The 17,331-nt window shown below is 50.5% G+C and carries 18 protein-coding genes and 1 pseudogene; 10 read left to right on the top strand and 9 right to left on the bottom strand.

What is annotated here, in order from left to right; all coding sequences use genetic code 11:
* Positions 1-35 precede the first annotated feature (35 nt).
* Both cho and UC14_RS14405 read right to left on the bottom strand, forming a co-directional pair.
* Complete coding sequence (cho, locus tag UC14_RS14410; RefSeq protein WP_112197959.1) at positions 36-887, bottom strand: excinuclease Cho; 852 nt, start codon at positions 885-887, stop codon at positions 36-38.
* Between the two features lie 120 nt (positions 888-1,007).
* A complete protein-coding gene (locus UC14_RS14405) occupies positions 1,008-1,316 on the bottom strand; it encodes an antibiotic biosynthesis monooxygenase (protein ID WP_112197958.1) in 309 nt (102 codons plus the stop codon).
* A 139-nt stretch (positions 1,317-1,455) separates the two neighbouring features.
* Between UC14_RS14405 and UC14_RS14400 the strand changes: the two are divergent.
* Positions 1,456-2,365, top strand: a pseudogene (locus UC14_RS14400) (LysR family transcriptional regulator).
* Between the two features lie 37 nt (positions 2,366-2,402).
* On the opposite strand, the gene UC14_RS14395 reads toward UC14_RS14400, so the two are convergent.
* From UC14_RS14395 to UC14_RS14385, 3 genes are all read right to left on the bottom strand, one after another.
* Complete coding sequence (locus UC14_RS14395; protein WP_112197957.1) at positions 2,403-3,989, bottom strand: MFS transporter; 1,587 nt, start codon at positions 3,987-3,989, stop codon at positions 2,403-2,405.
* Positions 3,986-4,405 carry a DoxX family protein gene (locus tag UC14_RS14390; RefSeq protein WP_112197956.1) on the bottom strand — a complete coding sequence of 140 codons (420 nt, stop codon included), beginning with the start codon at positions 4,403-4,405 and terminating at the stop codon, positions 3,986-3,988. Before UC14_RS14390 ends, UC14_RS14395 begins: the two co-directional genes overlap by 4 nt.
* 62 nt (positions 4,406-4,467) lie before the next feature.
* Entirely contained in the window at positions 4,468-5,109 is a 642-nt protein-coding gene (locus tag UC14_RS14385) for a hydrolase (RefSeq protein ID WP_013573513.1), read from the bottom strand.
* Between the two features lie 327 nt (positions 5,110-5,436).
* Here UC14_RS14385 and UC14_RS14380 point away from each other — a divergent pair, with 327 nt between their 5' ends.
* Positions 5,437-6,258: an alpha/beta fold hydrolase gene (locus UC14_RS14380; protein WP_112151954.1), complete on the top strand. Its 822-nt coding sequence runs from the start codon at positions 5,437-5,439 to the stop codon at positions 6,256-6,258.
* A gap of 67 nt (positions 6,259-6,325) precedes the next feature.
* Here the strand turns inward: UC14_RS14380 and UC14_RS14375 are convergent, their stop codons facing one another.
* The 3 genes from UC14_RS14375 to UC14_RS14365 form a co-directional block, all read right to left on the bottom strand.
* Complete coding sequence (locus UC14_RS14375; protein ID WP_112197955.1) at positions 6,326-9,241, bottom strand: FKBP-type peptidyl-prolyl cis-trans isomerase N-terminal domain-containing protein; 2,916 nt, start codon at positions 9,239-9,241, stop codon at positions 6,326-6,328.
* Positions 9,238-9,606, bottom strand: coding sequence for a hypothetical protein (locus UC14_RS14370; protein WP_037033751.1), 369 nt, complete (start codon positions 9,604-9,606; stop codon positions 9,238-9,240). The genes UC14_RS14375 and UC14_RS14370 overlap by 4 nt, the downstream gene beginning before the upstream one ends.
* A gap of 554 nt (positions 9,607-10,160) precedes the next feature.
* Positions 10,161-11,093 (bottom strand): sugar-binding transcriptional regulator, encoded by a 933-nt coding sequence (locus tag UC14_RS14365; protein ID WP_013573509.1) that lies wholly within the window; start codon positions 11,091-11,093, stop codon positions 10,161-10,163.
* A gap of 233 nt (positions 11,094-11,326) precedes the next feature.
* On the opposite strand from UC14_RS14365, the gene UC14_RS14360 reads away from it, so the two are divergent.
* The 7 genes from UC14_RS14360 (at position 11,327) to UC14_RS14330 (ending at position 15,825) form a co-directional block, all read left to right on the top strand.
* The gene (locus UC14_RS14360; protein WP_013573508.1) at positions 11,327-12,262 is read left to right on the top strand and encodes a tagatose-bisphosphate aldolase; all 936 of its coding nucleotides are present in this window, start codon (positions 11,327-11,329) and stop codon (positions 12,260-12,262) included.
* Entirely contained in the window at positions 12,255-12,851 is a 597-nt protein-coding gene (locus tag UC14_RS14355) for an AAA family ATPase (RefSeq protein WP_112197954.1), read from the top strand. Before UC14_RS14360 ends, UC14_RS14355 begins: the two co-directional genes overlap by 8 nt.
* Positions 12,852-13,057: 206 nt before the next feature.
* Positions 13,058-13,492 (top strand): PTS sugar transporter subunit IIA, encoded by a 435-nt coding sequence (locus tag UC14_RS14350; protein ID WP_112197953.1) that lies wholly within the window; start codon positions 13,058-13,060, stop codon positions 13,490-13,492.
* 64 nt (positions 13,493-13,556) lie between these two features.
* The gene (locus tag UC14_RS14345) at positions 13,557-13,859 is read left to right on the top strand and encodes a PTS sugar transporter subunit IIB (RefSeq protein WP_013573505.1); all 303 of its coding nucleotides are present in this window, start codon (positions 13,557-13,559) and stop codon (positions 13,857-13,859) included.
* Positions 13,860-13,931: 72 nt separating this feature from the next.
* Positions 13,932-15,197 carry a PTS sugar transporter subunit IIC gene (locus UC14_RS14340; RefSeq protein ID WP_013573504.1) on the top strand — a complete coding sequence of 422 codons (1,266 nt, stop codon included), beginning with the start codon at positions 13,932-13,934 and terminating at the stop codon, positions 15,195-15,197.
* Between the two features lie 20 nt (positions 15,198-15,217).
* Complete coding sequence (locus tag UC14_RS14335) at positions 15,218-15,523, top strand: hypothetical protein (protein ID WP_013573503.1); 306 nt, start codon at positions 15,218-15,220, stop codon at positions 15,521-15,523.
* A gap of 119 nt (positions 15,524-15,642) precedes the next feature.
* Positions 15,643-15,825 (top strand): 4-oxalocrotonate tautomerase, encoded by a 183-nt coding sequence (locus UC14_RS14330; RefSeq protein ID WP_013573502.1) that lies wholly within the window; start codon positions 15,643-15,645, stop codon positions 15,823-15,825.
* A gap of 69 nt (positions 15,826-15,894) precedes the next feature.
* Here the strand turns inward: UC14_RS14330 and msrA are convergent, their stop codons facing one another.
* Positions 15,895-16,437: a peptide-methionine (S)-S-oxide reductase MsrA gene (msrA, locus tag UC14_RS14325; protein WP_013573501.1), complete on the bottom strand. Its 543-nt coding sequence runs from the start codon at positions 16,435-16,437 to the stop codon at positions 15,895-15,897.
* A 220-nt stretch (positions 16,438-16,657) separates the two neighbouring features.
* On the opposite strand from msrA, the gene UC14_RS14320 reads away from it, so the two are divergent.
* Positions 16,658-17,293 carry a carbonic anhydrase gene (locus tag UC14_RS14320; RefSeq protein WP_112197952.1) on the top strand — a complete coding sequence of 212 codons (636 nt, stop codon included), beginning with the start codon at positions 16,658-16,660 and terminating at the stop codon, positions 17,291-17,293.
* The last annotated feature ends 38 nt before the right edge of the window (positions 17,294-17,331 follow it).

Raw genomic sequence — 17,331 nt, 5'->3', positions numbered from 1 at the left:
CGGCATTAGCCGATCGGCAGCCTTTTTTGTTGCCGTCAGTCCAGCAAAATCACTTTCGAACTCTCCGTCTCGAATAGCGGCTTACAGAGTATTTTATAACTGTCGCGGTCAAAGTGCGGCACAGCGATATCGAAGGCTTTGGCGTCTTCCAGCGTTTTGACCGTTCCCAGATAGAACCAGTGATTGATGACGTGATAATCGGTCAGCCCGTTGGCTTCTTCGGCGATGGCAATGCGCCCCGGATACGGCCAGCTGCGGATTCTCAGGGTGCTGAGTGCATTTCTGAGGCGCGCCTGATGGACGTCGGGCGTCTCTTTACCGCAACAGACACCGGCACATTTGCCGAGTGAAAAGCGGAAACACGCACGATTTTTTGCCAGTTTTTCCAGCCCCAGCGCGCCGTAACACAGCTTTTCCTGATCGGCGATATCCCGGATTTTTTCGACTGCCGACATTTTAGTTTTAAACAGGCCAAATAAATCTTCGCTGTGAGAAAAATCCACGTCATCACTAAACACAATACTGGCCGTCAGCCCCTGAAGCCGGATCGAACACAGCTTGCGGGCGGTGCGCAACCGCTTATTAAACAGCGGTCGTCGGGTTTTAATCAGATCCGATTCCAGCAGTAACGCCCCCACTTCACCGATCGTCTCGATGAATTCAATATCGCGGGTCATATGCAGAAGTTTGGCTTCGGCAGGATTGCGGAAATGCGACATCACGCGGCTGCGGATATTCACGCTTTTACCGATATACAGCGGAAAGGCATTATCGTCGCCGTAAAAAATATAGACGCCGCTGCCGTTGGGTAAGTTTTCTAAGGTATGGCGAAGATGTTCAGGGTACTGATAAATCTCGGTAAAAAACTCTTTTTCGGGATTCCACAAAATAACTGACCTGCTTTAACCGGATAAACGTCGTATAGAAAACAGACGAATAATACTGGTGATTTATACAGCCTTCAACCTTTATGGAAAAAATCGGGTGTAAATGTTGGACGTCAGGATTTACGCCTGCGTACGCAGCTCAATATATTCCTGTCCGCTCAGTAAGTTGGCTAATGCCGCCTCACGGATTTCGCGCTGATCGGATTGTATCCAGAGATACAAATTATCGAGGTTATCAAACCGCACCAGCACGGTATAGATAGTTTCGCCATGCACCGGGCGCAGGATATTTACATTCTGATAACCTGGAAACCGGGCCGCATCGGTCTTCAGCTGTTCCAGCCAGCGTTCATATTCCGTCAGCTTATCCCGCTGTACGCCGTGGGTGATCACCAGAGTAATGTGGTCAGGTTGATGAGGATAAGTCACAGGATGTTCCTTCTGATTAACCGTTGTTCTGGTTAACTGAATGTTGCGTTATATTCATGAACGATACGAAATCAACACGGCCATTCATAACGGAAATATTTTGGGTTGTTGTTAAACAATTTTTGGGGTGGGGAAAATAATGCGATTAAGCCTTGAAGCGCTGCTGATCCTGGATGCGCTGGACAGACACGGCACTTTTGCCGCAGCGGCCGCCAGACTGTTTAAAACCGCTTCTGCACTGAGTTATACCGTGCAGAAAATGGAAAGTGACCTGAACATTAAACTTCTGGACCGCTCAGGCCACCGTGCGACATTCACACCAACAGGCCGTCTGATGCTGGAAAAAGGCCGTGTGCTGCTGCGTGCCGTCAGTGAGCTGGAACAACAAGCGCAGTACGTCGAAAGCGGCTGGGAAAGCAAACTGACCATCAGCGTGGATGCTTCCGTCCCCTTCGCGCTGCTTGCGCCGCTGATTGACCGTTTTTACGCAGAACATCAGCACACGCAGTTATTGTTCCGCCACGATGTACTGGCCGGTTGCTGGGAAGCGCTGAGTTATGGCGAAGCCGACATCGTATTTGGTGCCGTGCAGGAACCGGTGACGCGCAGCGGCATTGAATACCGTCCGATCGGCTGGCTGGAATATGTGTTTGCCGTCGCGCCGCATCACCCGCTCGCCTCGCTGCCGGAACCGCTGGTGCGTGAGCAAATCCGTCAGTATCGCGCCGTGGTGGTTCACGACACGTCCCGCCATGGCACAGGTGCGGATTTGCGCGTGCTCGATGAGCAAAAAATGCTCAGCGTTCATGATTTTAACGCCAAAGTTCACGCACAAATTGCCGGGCTGGGTTGTGGCTATCTGCCGCGTTATCTGGCCGCCCCCCCATCTCGAAAGCGGTGCGCTGGTTGAACGTCGTCTGGATACCGAAACCCGCCGCGATCAGGCTTTTATGGCCTGGAACGAAAACGCGACCGGCAACGCTGCCATGTGGTGGCGCGAAAATTTACAGGATTTCGAGGGCATTGCGGCGGTGTACAGCCAGGCCTGAAAAACAAAAAGCCGCACAATGCGGCTTTTTACGGCGACTAACGCACCGACAAATAATGATGCACCTGAGGTTTATTTTCGCCACGGTGATAACGCGTCACTTCGCTTTGTAAATCGGCATCGGCATGTGACACACGCTGATGCTGACGCAAATGCTCATGCCAGGACTCCACCAGGAACCATTCCACCAGACGCGACGGGTCATCGCTGTGTTCAGTGATCCCCCACGCATAAGCACCGTCACGACGGCGCGCCAGCGAAAGTTTCCGAATTTCCGCCAGAAACGCCGGGCGATCTTCTTGTGCAATCATGTATTCAATCTGGATCATCACCGGACCGCGGTCGCCCTGCACATCGCCTTCAACCACCGGATTTTCCCAGTGACCGGCAGGCTGTAAATCCGCCTCGCCTGCGGGCAGTTTCAGCCGCCAGCATACCAGCGCGGCGATAACCAGGCCGGTACCGGCGAGTAATAACGCCCCGACCAGACCGGTTTCCTGTGCGATTAACCCCCAGAACAGGCTGCCCGCCGCCATCGCGCCGTTAAATACCATCAGGTACACCGCCAGCCCGCGGCCACGTACCCAGTCAGGCAGCACCGCCTGCGCCACGCCGTTCATGGATGTCAGCGCGATAATCCAGCCAATCCCTAATACCACCATCAGCACCACGGCCAGCCATTTTGCCGGTGACGTCGCCAGCAGCAACATCACGGCGGCGGACAGTAAGGCGGAAAGCAACACCAGCCCGTCAACACTCAGTTTCTGACGTAAACGGGGCAGCAACAGTGCACCGCAAATCGCACCGACGCCCACCGCGCCGAGCAGGATGCCGTAAAATCCGGCGGTACCGTGCAGCATATTGCGGGCAATCAGCGGCAACATCGCCCAGATCGCACTGGCGAAAGCGAAGTAAATCGCGGCACGCAGCAGCACACGATGAAGTTCCCGGCTGGCTTTGACATATCGCAGCCCGGCACGGAACGCGCCAAGAAAGTGTTCTGATAACTCATTTTTCGCTTTGACCGGACGCTTCCACCACAGTAATGCGCCAATCACAAAAACATAGCTCATGACATCTGCGCCATAAGCCGCACCGGCACCGAGACTGGCTAACAGCAAGCCACCGCCCGCAGGCCCTACTGCGCGGGCAATATTAATCCCAAGCGAGTTCAGGGCAACGGCATTTCGCAAATCAGAACGGGGCACCAGTTCCGGCACAATCGCCTGCCAGGCTGGCCCCATCAGCGCCGCACCGATACCGCCGATAAAGGTCAGCGCGACCAGATATTCCACGGTCAGCAAATTATTGTGCGACAACAGAAGCAAGGTTCCGCTGACGCCCGCCAGTAACAACTGAACAAAAATCAGCAGGCGGCGACGGTCAAGAATATCGGACAGCACACCCGCGGGGATCGCCAGCAAAAAAATCGGCAACGTTGCTGCGGTTTGCATCAGCGCCACCGCCGCAGGGTTTGATGACAGCCCGGTGACTAACCATGAGCTGGCCACATCACGCATAAAACTGCCGGTATTGCCGAGAATGGTTGCCACCCAAATCGTGGCAAACAGCCCCTGTTTGAGCGGCGAAAAAGCGCCGCCGGCCGCAACATTATTCTGGCTCATGCCCGCTCCTTAAGGTCATTCCAGGCGACATAGATAAAAGCGCCGACCAGCCCGATGTGCTCGAAGAAACCGTTCATCATCATGGCGCGTTCATGGCTGGAAACCTGCCAGTACGCATTCGCCATAAAGTTGGCGCTGAAAGTGAACAGCGCCAGCGCCAGCGCGCCAGCCCAGCGAAAGCGTCCGGAAAGAATCAGCGCTGAAGCGCCCAGTTCCAGCACAATCACGGCTGCGGCCATGGGCGCGGCGGGCGATAAGCCGAAATGCTGCATCTCGGCAATCGCGCCGGGAAAATCGAACAGTTTGACGATACCGCCCTGCAGATACGCGGCACACAAGGCCAGCAGGGCCAACCAGCGGATAACCGCGAAAGGGATAACAGGTGCCGACAGGCGGGAAACAGGGGCATGACGCATGATGTCTCTCCTGCCGGAACCCGCCTGAGCACGGTTCCGGCTTAATGGATAAATGAAGAAGGTTACGCTTTGCGCTGAGGGGCTTTGTGCACCATGGTGTAGGCATAATCGACGCCCATACCGTACGCACCGCTGTGCTCGCGAACCAGATTCATCACATCGTCGTAAGTCTCTTTGCGTGACCAGTCGCGCTGGTATTCGAGCAGAACCTGCTGCCAGGTCACCGGCACCGCACCGGCCTGCACCATACGGTCAATGGAACGTTCGTGTGCATCCACGCTGGTGCCGCCGGAAGTATCGGTCACCACATACACTTCATACCCTTCTTTCAGCGCCATCAGTGCCGGGAATGTCAGACACACTTCAGTCCACAGGGCAGAGATAATCAGTTTCTTACGGCCAGTGGCTTCAACAGCTTTCACGAATGCCGCGTCTTCCCAGGAGTTCATTGAGGTACGCTCAATCGGTTTCACATCCGGATGTACCGCCAGTAATTCCGGCCAGATATAGCCGCTGAAGCTTTCCGTTTCAACCGAGGTGTAAATCACCGGCACGTTAAAAACTTTGCCCGCTTTAGCGAGAGCGACCGTATTATTTTTAAGCTGCTGGCGATCGATATTCGCAACGCCGAATGACATTTGTGGCTGATGGTCGATGAAAATCAGGGTGGAGTTCTGTGGGTCCAGCAGATCGAATTTAGACATTTTCATTTCCTCTCAGAGTGCATTGTTGGGTTGTGTGTTTGTATTTCACGTTGTGTTGTTGTGCTGCTGGAATTAACAATAGGTCAGGACATCAAAAGCGGATAGCGGAAAGAATTTGGCAACTTGTTCAGATTTTTTTGACAGGCATCCCCCTCTCTATACCGTCGTAAATCCCTATTACTTTCAGACTGATAGAAGCAACAAAATCTTTTAACGACTTGTCAAAAATAACCCATTATCAATATTTCCCTGCCATGCCTAATGTTGTTTGCAACACAACACACAACCTGTTTAAAACCTGCAAATAACCGCTGAGGAAATATAAAAATGAGCACATTCAATACCCAAGACGGCACTCAAATTTATTTTAAAGACTGGGGCAAAGGTAAGCCGGTGTTATTCAGCCACGGCTGGCCGCTGGATGCCGATATGTGGGACAGCCAGATGAATTTCCTGGCCGATCGCGGCTACCGCGTTATCGCTTTTGACCGTCGTGGTTTTGGCCGTTCAGAGCAGCCATGGGAAGGTTACAACTACGACACTTTCGCCTCTGACATCAACGATCTGATTGAACATCTCGACCTGCACGACGTTACGCTGGTCGGCTTCTCGATGGGCGGCGGCGATGTGACCCGCTACATCAGCCGTTACGGTTCAGAACGCGTCACCAGCCTGGTATTGCTCGGCGCGGTCACCCCGCTGTTTATTAAAACGGATGATCATCCGCAGGGCGTGGATAAATCAGTATTTGACGGCATCCGGGCCGGTTTACTGAAAGACCGCGCACAGTTCATCAGCGACTTTGCGACGCCGTTCTACGGCACTAACCAGGGGATGACCGTTTCCGACGGCGTGATGACCCAGACGCTGAACATCGCGCTGATGGCGTCGCTGAAAGGCACCGTCGATTGTGTCACGGCCTTCTCTGAAACAGATTTTCGCCCGGATATGGCGAAAATTACCGTGCCGACGCTGGTTATTCACGGCAGCGCGGATCAGATAGTGCCGTTCGAAGCCACCGGCAAGCTGGCGGCAGAAATGATTAAAAATGCAGAACTGAAAATCTATGAAGGCGCACCGCACGGTTTTGCCGTCACGCATCAGGATCAACTGAACGACGATTTGCTGGCATTCCTGAGCGGAAAATAAATCAGGCCGCAGAAATAAAACAGGCAGGTGATCTGACGATCGCCTGCCTTTTTTTATGCGGCCACTCTTACTTGTCTTTTATACCTAATATTTTGATATTCATGATGGAAAGTGAATTCGGCGGAATTTTACCCGGAATGCCGTCTTTGCCATACGCCAGTTCAGGTGGAATATACAGTGTCGCTTCGCCTTGCAAACCCAGCTTCAGCACGACTTCCTGAAGCACTGCAGGGATTTCCGTTACGGACGCGCTGATCACATTATTGTCTTTTTCGCTGGCAATGACTTTACCGTCGCCCAACGTCTCAATAATCTGCAAACGAATGCCCTTATCCATCGTCACTTTAGGTGCAGAACCTGGCTTAGTAATCTGGTAAATAAAGCCAGATTTGGCTTTCACCGCGCCTTTAGCCTTGCCCGCTTTATCGAGGATTTTCTGGTTATTCTCTACATTTGACGTTTTTTGCTTTTCCTGACGAGAGCGGATATCACTGTCCAGACTGTTCAGCGACTCCCGCATGTCTTCAGTCGACATGCTGGACAGCTCATTCATCCGGTCAACAAAGCCTTTAACAATCACATTGCGATCAATTTTCTCACCGGCGGATACCACCTGCTCGATTTTTGAATTCGCGGCCTGCCCCAGCAAATACCCGACAGAATAAGAACGCCCGGTTTTCTTGCTTTCTTTCGCCTGCAACGTTTTAAGTTCTGCATCACTGATCAACTCTCCGCCAGATTGCGTCACGGCAGCAATACTGTGTGAGGCGAGGTCTTTCTTCGTTTTATCCAGTTCGGCTGTCAGCTTATTTTTTTCTTCAGTGACTTTGGTCGCCGCCAGCTGACTCTCGCTGAGCTGGGCTGTCAGACGTTTCACATCCTCAGAAGATTTTGATAATGCCGTTTGTGACGCCTGATAATCACTTTGCGACTTTTTGTTCGCGGCCTCAGACGCCACCAGTTTTTCCGCCTGCGCTGCGCTCTGTTTCTGCAAATCTGCCAGTTGAATACTCAGTTGCGCTTTATCATCCGTGGCTTGTTTCAGGGTTTTCTGCAAAGCCAGATAATCCGCCTGAGATTTCTTATTGGCGGCTTGTGAAACGGACAACTTTTCATTTTGTGCCGCGCCTTGTTTCTGCAACTCTGCCAGTTGGGTTTTCATTTGCGCATTTTCATCAGCGGCTTGTTTCACGCTTTTCTGCAAGACCAGATAGTCAGCCTGTGACTTTTTGATGGTCGCCTCATACACGGACAGTTTGCCATTCTGTGCGGTGCCCTGTTTTTGCAAGTCTGCCAATTGAGTTTTCATTTGCACATTCTCATCAGCGGCCTGTTTCAGGATTTTCTGCAGAGCGACATAGTCGGCCTGAGATTTTTTAACCGCCGTCTCTGACACTGACAATTTTCCGGTCTGCGCAGCAGTTTCTTTTTGCGATGCCGCCAGTTGGTTTTTCAACCCGGCATTTTCATCGGTCGCCTGTTTGAGGGTTTTCTGCAAAGCCACGTAGTCAGCCTGAGATTTCTTATTCACAGCATCTGAAACTGACAGTTTGTCATTACGTACAGCATCCTGTTTCTGCAAGTCTGCAAGCTGCGATTTCAATTGCGCATTCTCATCAGTGGCCTGTTTAAGGGACTTTTGCAGTAGCTGATTTTCATTGAGGGATTTGTTATTGGCCTCGACAGCGAACGCTATTTTTTCATTCTGGCTGGCGCCTTGCTTTTGCAGGCTGGCCAGCTGCGTTTTCAGTTGAACATTTTCAGCAGCAGCTTGTTTTGCCGTCGTCTGCAACTCAACCACATTAGCCTGAGATTTATTGCCCGTGCTTTGTAAAGCCTGCAATTTATCGGCCTGTGCAGTCGACTGCTTTTGTAGTGTCTCAAACTGCGTTTTAAGCTTATGATTTTCTTCTGTCGCCTGCTGTAATGTCGCATTCAGCACTGCGAATTCTGCCAGAGATTTACCGTTAGCGTGTTCGGATGAGACCAGTTGTTCGATGCGTGCCGAGGATTGCTTTTTCACGGTATCGAGTTGCGTTTTGAGCTGTGTATTCTCACTGCTTAATTTTTTAAAGCTCGCCTCCAGAGCAGCGAATTCTTTCTGGGCTTTTTTAGTCGCCAATTGAGAGGCAGCTACCTGTTCGGAGGATTTTTTGACTGAGCCGTCCTGACTGGTTTTGAATGCGGTTAACTGTGCTTTCAACCGGGCATTTTCACCCATAGTCTTTTTCAAAGATTGCTGAATATCTGCCACTTCGTCCTGGTATTTTTTTGTCGCCGTCTGCGCCACGGAAAGTTTTTCCGTCAGACTTTCAGCGTGTTTCTGGCTGCTCTTTAGCTTCTGCAACTGAGTGGTAATCTGCTGGTTTTCTTGTTGTGTATTTTTCAGCGAATTTTGCAGTTTTTTCAGTTCATCCTGCGTTTTTTTCTGCGCAAGTTTTTGATCTGCCGACGGCGGGATGACCACAGGTTTGGCTTTTAACGCCGCGATCTGCGTTTGGAGTTGTTGATTTTCTTTTTGTGTATCCGCATAAGATTTTTGCAAAGCCGCGTATTGATCACGGGATTTTTCTGCCGTGGATTTTGCTGTCTCAAGGGATTTTTTGAGCTGCTCATTGGCCTTTTTCTGGGTGTCGCTGACATTCGCAGTAGCAGGCACCGCAGGTGCAGACTGAGTGCTCGCAGGCTGAAGCGCTTTAGGGGCTTTCCTGACGGGCGCTGGCGTCGGTTTAGGTCGCGGTTTTTGCGCTACCGGTTTTTCAACAAGGGCTTTCGGCACGACGATATTTTTTGGAGGCTGGATCAGCGGAGAGGAAGTCTTATCTTTTTCCGCAAAAACAGACGGTTCTGGAGCAGAAATTAAATTTTCACTCTGCAACTGATCCAAAAGACCCAGGTTAGCATCCACCGGTTCTTCAGCATGGGCTCCCTGTATATTGATCAGGAGCAGAATTAAGAAGAAAGACTTCACTCGCGCCATCATATTTTATTCACTTCCTGAGAGCGCTCGTCCATGCTCTTAAAGGCCGCCCCTTTAACTCTTGCGCAGATAAGTTTTAATTTAGAATCCAGCTCTATGTTCAGGATCTCCTGAGCATCTTTATTTATCAAACCTTTATTGGTTTTATAGACATCATAAGATTTTGTCAGTTGATTAAACTGCTTCTGATATAGATCAAAATCGTGAGGAGAGAGACGTTGTAATGCTTTGAATTCATTAACGCACGTATTATTCGAGCTTTTATTTACTGATACCTCTTTTATCGTAGCCACATTATTTTTAGTGCTACAAGCAGTCAATGCGATTAACGCAATGAGAGTCAAAGACATTAAGCAAGGCTTATTCATGGGAATTATCCTGTAGGGTTTTACTGCTAGAACACATTATTTTCCCAGCAAAATACCCCGTGGAACACCCACTTTTACTGAAATGATCATTTAGCAAACACCACATCAAATAAAAACAAAATAAAATCAATAAGTTAAATTAATAAAAATGAAAAAAACCTTTCTTTTTTATGCGTAAAAGAAAAAAATTCGTCGTTGTAACGATGTCTTAATGGATAAATAATTTGTGAAAATTGACATATATCATTATTTATTTTTCAGAAATCCCGCGAAATCCTCAAATATCAATTAACATTTCTGGATAAAACGGAATGCTCCTCAATCACGATTAGGATTATTGGTAGCTTTAATTTTCAAACCACCTTCCCTGCATCCAAACGTTCAACAAGAAAATCAATCATACTACGGGGAAACTGCAGTGCTCATCAGGGCACGGCATTTCCGACGGTGCGGTGTGATAGCATAGATGCAGAAACGAAAAGGCATTCCCGCAAAGGAATGCCTTTTTCTTTTAAGCATATTTTTTAAGCACTGCTTTTTTAAGCAAGCAGGCGTCAGACCACCGGCAGTTTATCCAGAATCGCCTGTGCGGTATTCACGTCTGTCACTAATGAATTAATCATGCCTGAACGCACGGCACCGATAATCCCTGCCGCTTTTTCCGGCGTTGCCGCCACGCCGATAGTCAGCGGCGTATTGCGTAGCTGTTCAACCGAGGCCGCAATCATTCGCTCCTCGCCTTCCCAGTGCAATAACTCTCCGGTTCCCGTGAAGTAATGGCGCAGCACATCGCCTGCGGCATCGCTCAATGCCTGCTCACCGGGCGTCGCGGTAGTGGATTCACTCGGTTTCGGGGTATGCGTCAGACCCACACCGACAATCGCCGCATCGAGTTTGTCCCACAGTGAAATGATTTCCTGCACGCTCGGGTCCGAGAGAAACGCATCACGCAGTTCCGCCGAAGAAAGATAAGGGGCATGAAGAAAATACGGTGTGCCTTCCATCTGTTCCGCCGCACGGCGCACGAACTCGGTTATCTGAAAATGCGGCGCAGATTGTTGCATCCCGCCGTTGAGCGCCACGGTCATGATCCCCGGCAGACGGGGCATACCGGCCAGCGTGACTTCGCGCACTGCTCTTCCCCAGCCGATGCCGAGCACCGATCCCGCGCCTAAACCGGCTTCCTGTAAAAGAGAAGCCAGCGGCGTCGCCAGCGCGCCGAGCACATTACCCGGCGGTGCATCCACAACATACGCATGTTTCAGCCCGAGACGTTTTATCAGGTCTGCCGTCATGTCTTCCGGTGACGATAATCCCACCACTTCGATGCGCACAATCCCCGCCGCGCGGGCTTTATTCAACAACCGGGAAATGGTTGCCGTCGACACATCCAGCTTGCGTGCAATCTCCACCTGAGACATATCAGACTCGTAATGCAGCTTCGCCACCAGATGCATCATGGCACGCGTTGCTGCAATATCTTGCAAAATTGGCTCTTTCAGCTTGAAATTCCTTTCAGTAATGAATTACACTCAAATCGTCGATTGAGGGATTATTGCGCAACACCTGTAAAAATGCAATGTGCCGGATCGGGCTTCAACCCTTGTAATACGGCATGTTACGCGATTTTCCGCCCCGTTTTTTCAGGGGGGAAAGACAGAACGTCCAGTGTAATCGAGATTTTTTAATCTGTAATAAATTTCACGCAAAGGAGAGTTCCATGTCAAAGATGTCTACCTCAGAATTACGCAGCTACCAGCAGATTTGCGGTAAAAATGGCGCGATGCTGGTGATCGCCTGTGATCAGCGCGGTGCCATGCGCAGCCTGCTCGCCAGCGACCCGCAACAGCAATCTGCCATTTCAGAACACGAACTCGGGCTGATTAAAGCCGACATCACGCAATATCTTGCCAGCAAAGCCTCCTGCGTACTGGTCGATCCGGTCTGTGCCGTTCCGCAACTGGTGGACAACGGCATTATTGCCCGCGACACCGCGCTGCTGATTGGCCTGGATGCGTCGGGCTGGGACAGTTCGCCGGAAGGCTACCGCCTGTCACGGCTGGTGGAGAATGTCGATGCACGTCGTGTGCGTGAACTCGGTGCAACCGGCGGCAAAATCATGGTGTATCTGCGTTCAGACCAGGAAGCAGCAAACCGTCATAACATTGATATTCTGCGCCAGAGCATTGAGGATTTCGCCCGCGAAGACCTGCTGCTGGTGGTGGAGTTTCTGACCTATAAACTCGACAACGAAACCGAGGAAGAATATAAAGAAAAAGTCCCGTCTCTGATTTATGGCGGCACCAAGATTTGTCTGGAATGCGGCGCGAAGGTGCTGAAACTGCCTTATCCTGGCTCAAAACAAGCCTGTGCTGACATCACAAAACTCGCTGGCGACGTGCCGTGGGCCGTGCTTTCTGCCGGGGTTGACCATTCCACCTTCCTCAAACAAGTGGCAGATGCCATGAGCGAAGGCGCATCAGGCGTTATCGCAGGCCGTTCATTATGGAAAGACTGCATCTCACTGGACCGCAACGCGACGAAATCCCGTCTTGAATCGCTGGCGGTACCGCGTCTGAACGAACTTCAGGCCGTCATTGAACAGTATTTCCATGCACCGTCACACAACCAGACACAACAGGTGGAACATGTCTGAAAACAGAAATGCCTCACGAAATGGCTCAACCGGCAAACGCGTCATCCTGGTGAACGGGATCCCGGCGTCAGGTAAAAGCCGGCTCGCCGTTGAGCTTTCTGCATACAGCGGCTGGCTGCAACTGTCGCTTGATGGCATTAAAAATCCGTTTCTTCAGCGATTAGAGAATGTTGACCGCCCTTTTAACCGCGTACTCGGGCTGGCAAGTTATCAGGTTATCTGGGACATCATCGGCGGCGCGCCCGAAGGCAGCACCTTTATTGTCGATGCCTGGTTTGGTTTTCAGCCCAAAGAGGTGTTGCAGGATTATCTGCAACGGGCGGGCATATCGCAGGTTGTGGAAATCTGGTGCCAGATTGATGCTGAACTGGCGGCCGAACGATTTTCTTCACGGCTGGGCGAGCGTTTACCGGGACATGTCGGGGCAGAATATATTCCCGAATTAAAAATTCTCGCAGGAAAAGCACGACCAATAACCCCGGGACCAGTTTATTCTTTTGACCAGAATGTTATCGGCCAAAATAAGCCTGTAAATATTGTTGATATTCATGCGTGGATAATCAATTCATTCAATACGCAAATTCAATAAATACTGACCGGAGGAAATATTCATTTACTGAAAAAGTAAGTTAATTCTGATATCAGGACCTTGTTAAACCTCTACTATCATTCATTCTTTCAGGTCTTTTGAAATTATTATCTTTCATTGATGGCTAATAGGATTGGATAGATCACAGTTTTTATTTTAATTAAATATCATACTGAGAAAAGACCCTATTCATATGAAGAGGTATTATGTTAAGCGACTGGATTAATGAAAATAACACGCAAATCATTAGCAAAATAGATGACTGGAAAAGTGCCGTGGCATTTGCCGTGCAACCATTAATTGATTCGGGCGCAGCGGAAAGTCGTTATCTTCAGGCTATATATGATATGCACCGGGAAATCGGGCCTTATTATGTTTTGGGCGAAGGTATTGCGATGCCGCACGCCCGGCGGGTTAACCGAACGGCACTGTCTTTGGTCATTGTTTCAGAAGGCGTTGAGTTTGGCAGTGAAGATAATGATCCGGTTTACGTTATCTTCGCGCTGGCCGCGGTGGACAGCCATTCACACATCGAAATGATTGCCAGCCTTTCCCATCTGTTCTGCGATGACGAGGCAGCGGAACGATTAAAACGCAGTAAAAACAAGCAGGAAGCATTAGAGATTATCCGACAGTTTTAGACGTGAAGTGAAAAAGATAAACATAACCCTTTATGAACACCTACAAAGAACGTAAGGAAAAATGATGAAAAAGCTATCAATCCTGGCGGTATGCGGTGCGGGTCTGGGCAGCAGTTTTGCCTGTGAAATGAGTATCGAAGCGGCACTGAAGGATCTGGGTGTGGAAGCCGATTTATCACATTGTGATATTTCAAGCGCCACGTCTTCAAGAGCCGACATTATTATGACCGGCGAAAATTTCAGATCGCAATTCCAGCATTACACCATCAACGCCAATATTATTTACCTGAAAAGACTGGTCGATAAAAATGAAATAAAGAGCAAGCTGACGCCTATTCTTCAGGAGATGGGTCACCTGGCCACTTAATAACAGACCCACTCAATTCACAATACTTATAAATCGATAAAACAATTACCGTGAACTCTACAGGGGACGCTTATGTCTTTCCTTCACTTTATTGTCAATGATGTATTAGGCCAGGCATCAATTTTAATCTCACTGATCGCCATGATTGGTCTGATCGCATTAAAGAAAAGCACCGGCCAGATCATTACCGGTACATTAAAAACGCTGCTGGGTTTTCTGGTTCTGCTTTCCGGGGCCAGCATTATTGTTAATGCCCTGACCTTTCTGGGTGAAATATTCCAGAAAGGGTTTCACATGCGCGGGATTGTTACCGACGTCGGTTCTATTGCCGGTATCGCACAACAAACTCTCGGCCGTGAAACCGCATTAATTATGGTTCTGGCGTTTATCGTTAATATCCTGATTGCCCGCCTGACCCGTTTCAAATATATCTTTCTCACCGGACAAGCATCGCTGTGGATGGCCACAGTGTGTTCCGTTATCGGTTATATGGGCGGCTTGCGCGGCACGGAACTGATCCTGACTGGCGGCATTATTGCGGGCGTCATGGCCGTCGGGATGCCGGTGCTGGCTCAGCCGATTGTGCGTAAAATCACCGGGTCCGATGATATTGCACTCGGCCATTTTTGCACCATCGGCTATATCGTGCAGGCAGGCGTGGCGAAAATCACCGGCGATGTCAGTAAAAGCACCGAAGATTTCGAACTGCCGCAATCTTTCTCGTTCCTGCAGGACACCTACCTGTCGATGATGGTGGTGATGATCCCGATTTACCTGATCCCGGCGATTGCCGCGGGCCCGGAAGTCGTCGCGCCTTACGCCAACAGCGTTAATTATCTGGTCTATTCGTTCCTGCAATCCATTCAGTTTGTGGTCGGTGTTTACGTTCTGCTGTCGGGTGTGCGCCTGTTGCTGGCGGAAATCGTACCGGCATTTCGCGGCATCGCCCTGCGCATCGTCCCGAATGCCATTCCGGCACTCGATTGTCCGGTGCTTTTCCCGTACGCACCGAACGCCGTCATTATCGGTTTCATCTCTACCACCATTGGCTCCATCATCGGTATGTTCCTGTTCCCGAGTCTCGGGCTGGCGATGATTTTACCGGGCATGCTGACCAACTTCTTCGCAGGCGGCACGGCGGGAATCTTCGGCAATGCAGTCGGCGGACGACGCGGCGCGATTATCGGCGGTATCTTCCACGGCCTGTTTATCACCCTGCTGCCTGCGCTGTTGCTGCCGCTGCTGGGCAAGTTCGGCTTCTCGAACGTGACGTTCAGTGACTCAGACGTGATCAGCGTCGGGCTGGTATTCGGCCATATTCTCAACTTCTTCCACTAAGCAAGCCGGAGGTCATGGTTATGGACACACGCATTGAGCAAATTCTGGCGCAGCAATTGCCGCCGCAGGAGTCGGCGAAAGCGCTGAATGAGCTGGGAAAACAGTATCAGGAACAGCAGGATCTGGACGCGGCCATTGCCTGCTGGGAGCAAAGCATGGCCTGTTACGGCAAGCCGGGGTTTGCACAGGCACAGCTGATGAAAGCCTACAATGCGCGACGGCGGCAGTGCTCTGAAGCCGGTGACGGCAAAGGGCTGGAGCGATTTTCCGAAAAAATCGATGCACTGATGCAGCAAAGTAAGGATGCAATCCGCTACGGATTCTGAAGCAATTAAAAGCCAGAACAGAGGTTCTGGCTTTTGTTTTGCACGTCTTTATTCTTCCCAATCCTTACGTAGAATAGAGGCTGCCCCCGCCGTGAGGGCCTAATCACTAAGGATTTACTATGCCGATGATCCGTCTGGAAATGTTTCCTGGCCGTACCCCCGAACAAAAACGTGACTTTGTCCGCGAAGTGACCCGCCTGGCAGCAGAAACCCTGAAATGTAAACCTGAAAGTGTGGATGTGGTGATCACTGAAATACCGAAATCACATTGGGCAAAAGGGGGAGTGTTGCCGGAAGAATAACAGGCGGAGATGAATCGTCGTCAGCCAGCACGCATTAATGTGCTGGCTGAGCAACGGATAAGGGTGTTTTTACTGCTGTAACGATTTCGTCCGCTGCGCAAAACTCTTGCGCAACTTTTGCAGTTTCGGTGGGATCACCGCCATGCAATAACGGTTCTGCTGCCCCGCACCATCCCAGTAGTTCTGGTGATAGCCTTCGGCCACATACACTTCGCCGAGTGGTTCGATGCTGGTCACAATCGGATCACTGTGATCGTGCTGCGCGCGCAGTATCGCCGCTTCCGCCTCTGCTTTTTGCTGTTCATTGGCCGGGAAAATCGCCGAACGGTATTGCGTGCCGACGTCATTTCCCTGGCGGTTAAGCTGGGTCGGATCGTGCGTCACAAAGTGAATATCCAGCAAATCACCGTAAGTCAGTTTTTCCGGGTCAAACCCCACGCGGATGGCTTCCGCATGACCGGTCGTGCCGGTACAGACCTGCTCATAATTTGGGTTCGGGCGACGCCCGCCGGTGTAGACACTTTCCACCGACTCCACGCCAATGACGTCTTTGAACACCGCTTCTGTACACCAGAAACAGCCACCACCGAAAATAGCGTATTCGATTGTCATACAGACTCCTTCACTGAGGGGGTAGAGGAAATATGGGGACGAATAATGCTGAGATAAAGGTATGGCATTAAAAAAACAGAATGTGAAATTCTTATCGCCGGTAAATGATATTATTTTGTGCCTGCTTATTTCCCTGTAAATAGTGTTGATATTGTGTCTGATTGATCTGCCTTTTTTTTCGTGGCAGACTCACTGGCATTGAAATACATGGAATTCCCCTATGAAAGATGTCATTGAAGGTTTCCTCAGATTCCAGAAAGAGGCGTTTCCACAGCGTTCTAAGTTATTCAAAGAACTCGCGTTAAACCAAAATCCTAAGACCTTGTTTATATCCTGTTCTGACAGCCGGTTAGTGCCGGAATTAGTCACGCAGCGTGAACCGGGCGAACTGTTTGTTATCCGTAATGCCGGTAATATTGTGCCGCCATTCGGGCCGGAACCGGGCGGCGTTTCCGCCACGGTGGAGTACGCCGTCATGGCGCTGGGCGTAAAAGATATCGTCATCTGCGGGCACTCCAACTGCGGCGCAATGAGCGCGATTGCCAACTGCACCTGTCTGGATCACATGCCAGCGGTCGCACACTGGCTGCGTTATTCCGATGCCGCAAAAGCCATCAATGAATCCGTCGAACACGCAAACCCTGAGGCACGCGTCAACGGTATGGTGCACCAGAACGTCGTGGCCCAGCTGAGTAACCTGCGCACGCATCCTTGCGTAGCGGTCGCCCTGGCGAAAGGGGAAATTACCTTGCACGGCTGGGTGTATGATATTGAATCGGGTTGCATCGAAGCCTTTGATGCGAAAAGCGGAGCCTTTATTTCGCTGTCCGATAACCCGGAAGTACGCGCCAGTTAATTACCCGTTAAATAAAACATCCGGAACATTTTTAAATA

The sequence above is a fragment of the Rahnella sp. NRRL B-41462 genome, from assembly GCF_003263525.1.
Classification (GTDB): Bacteria; Pseudomonadota; Gammaproteobacteria; order Enterobacterales; family Enterobacteriaceae; genus Rahnella; species Rahnella aceris.
This window is presented reverse-complemented; position numbering and strand designations above follow the sequence as displayed.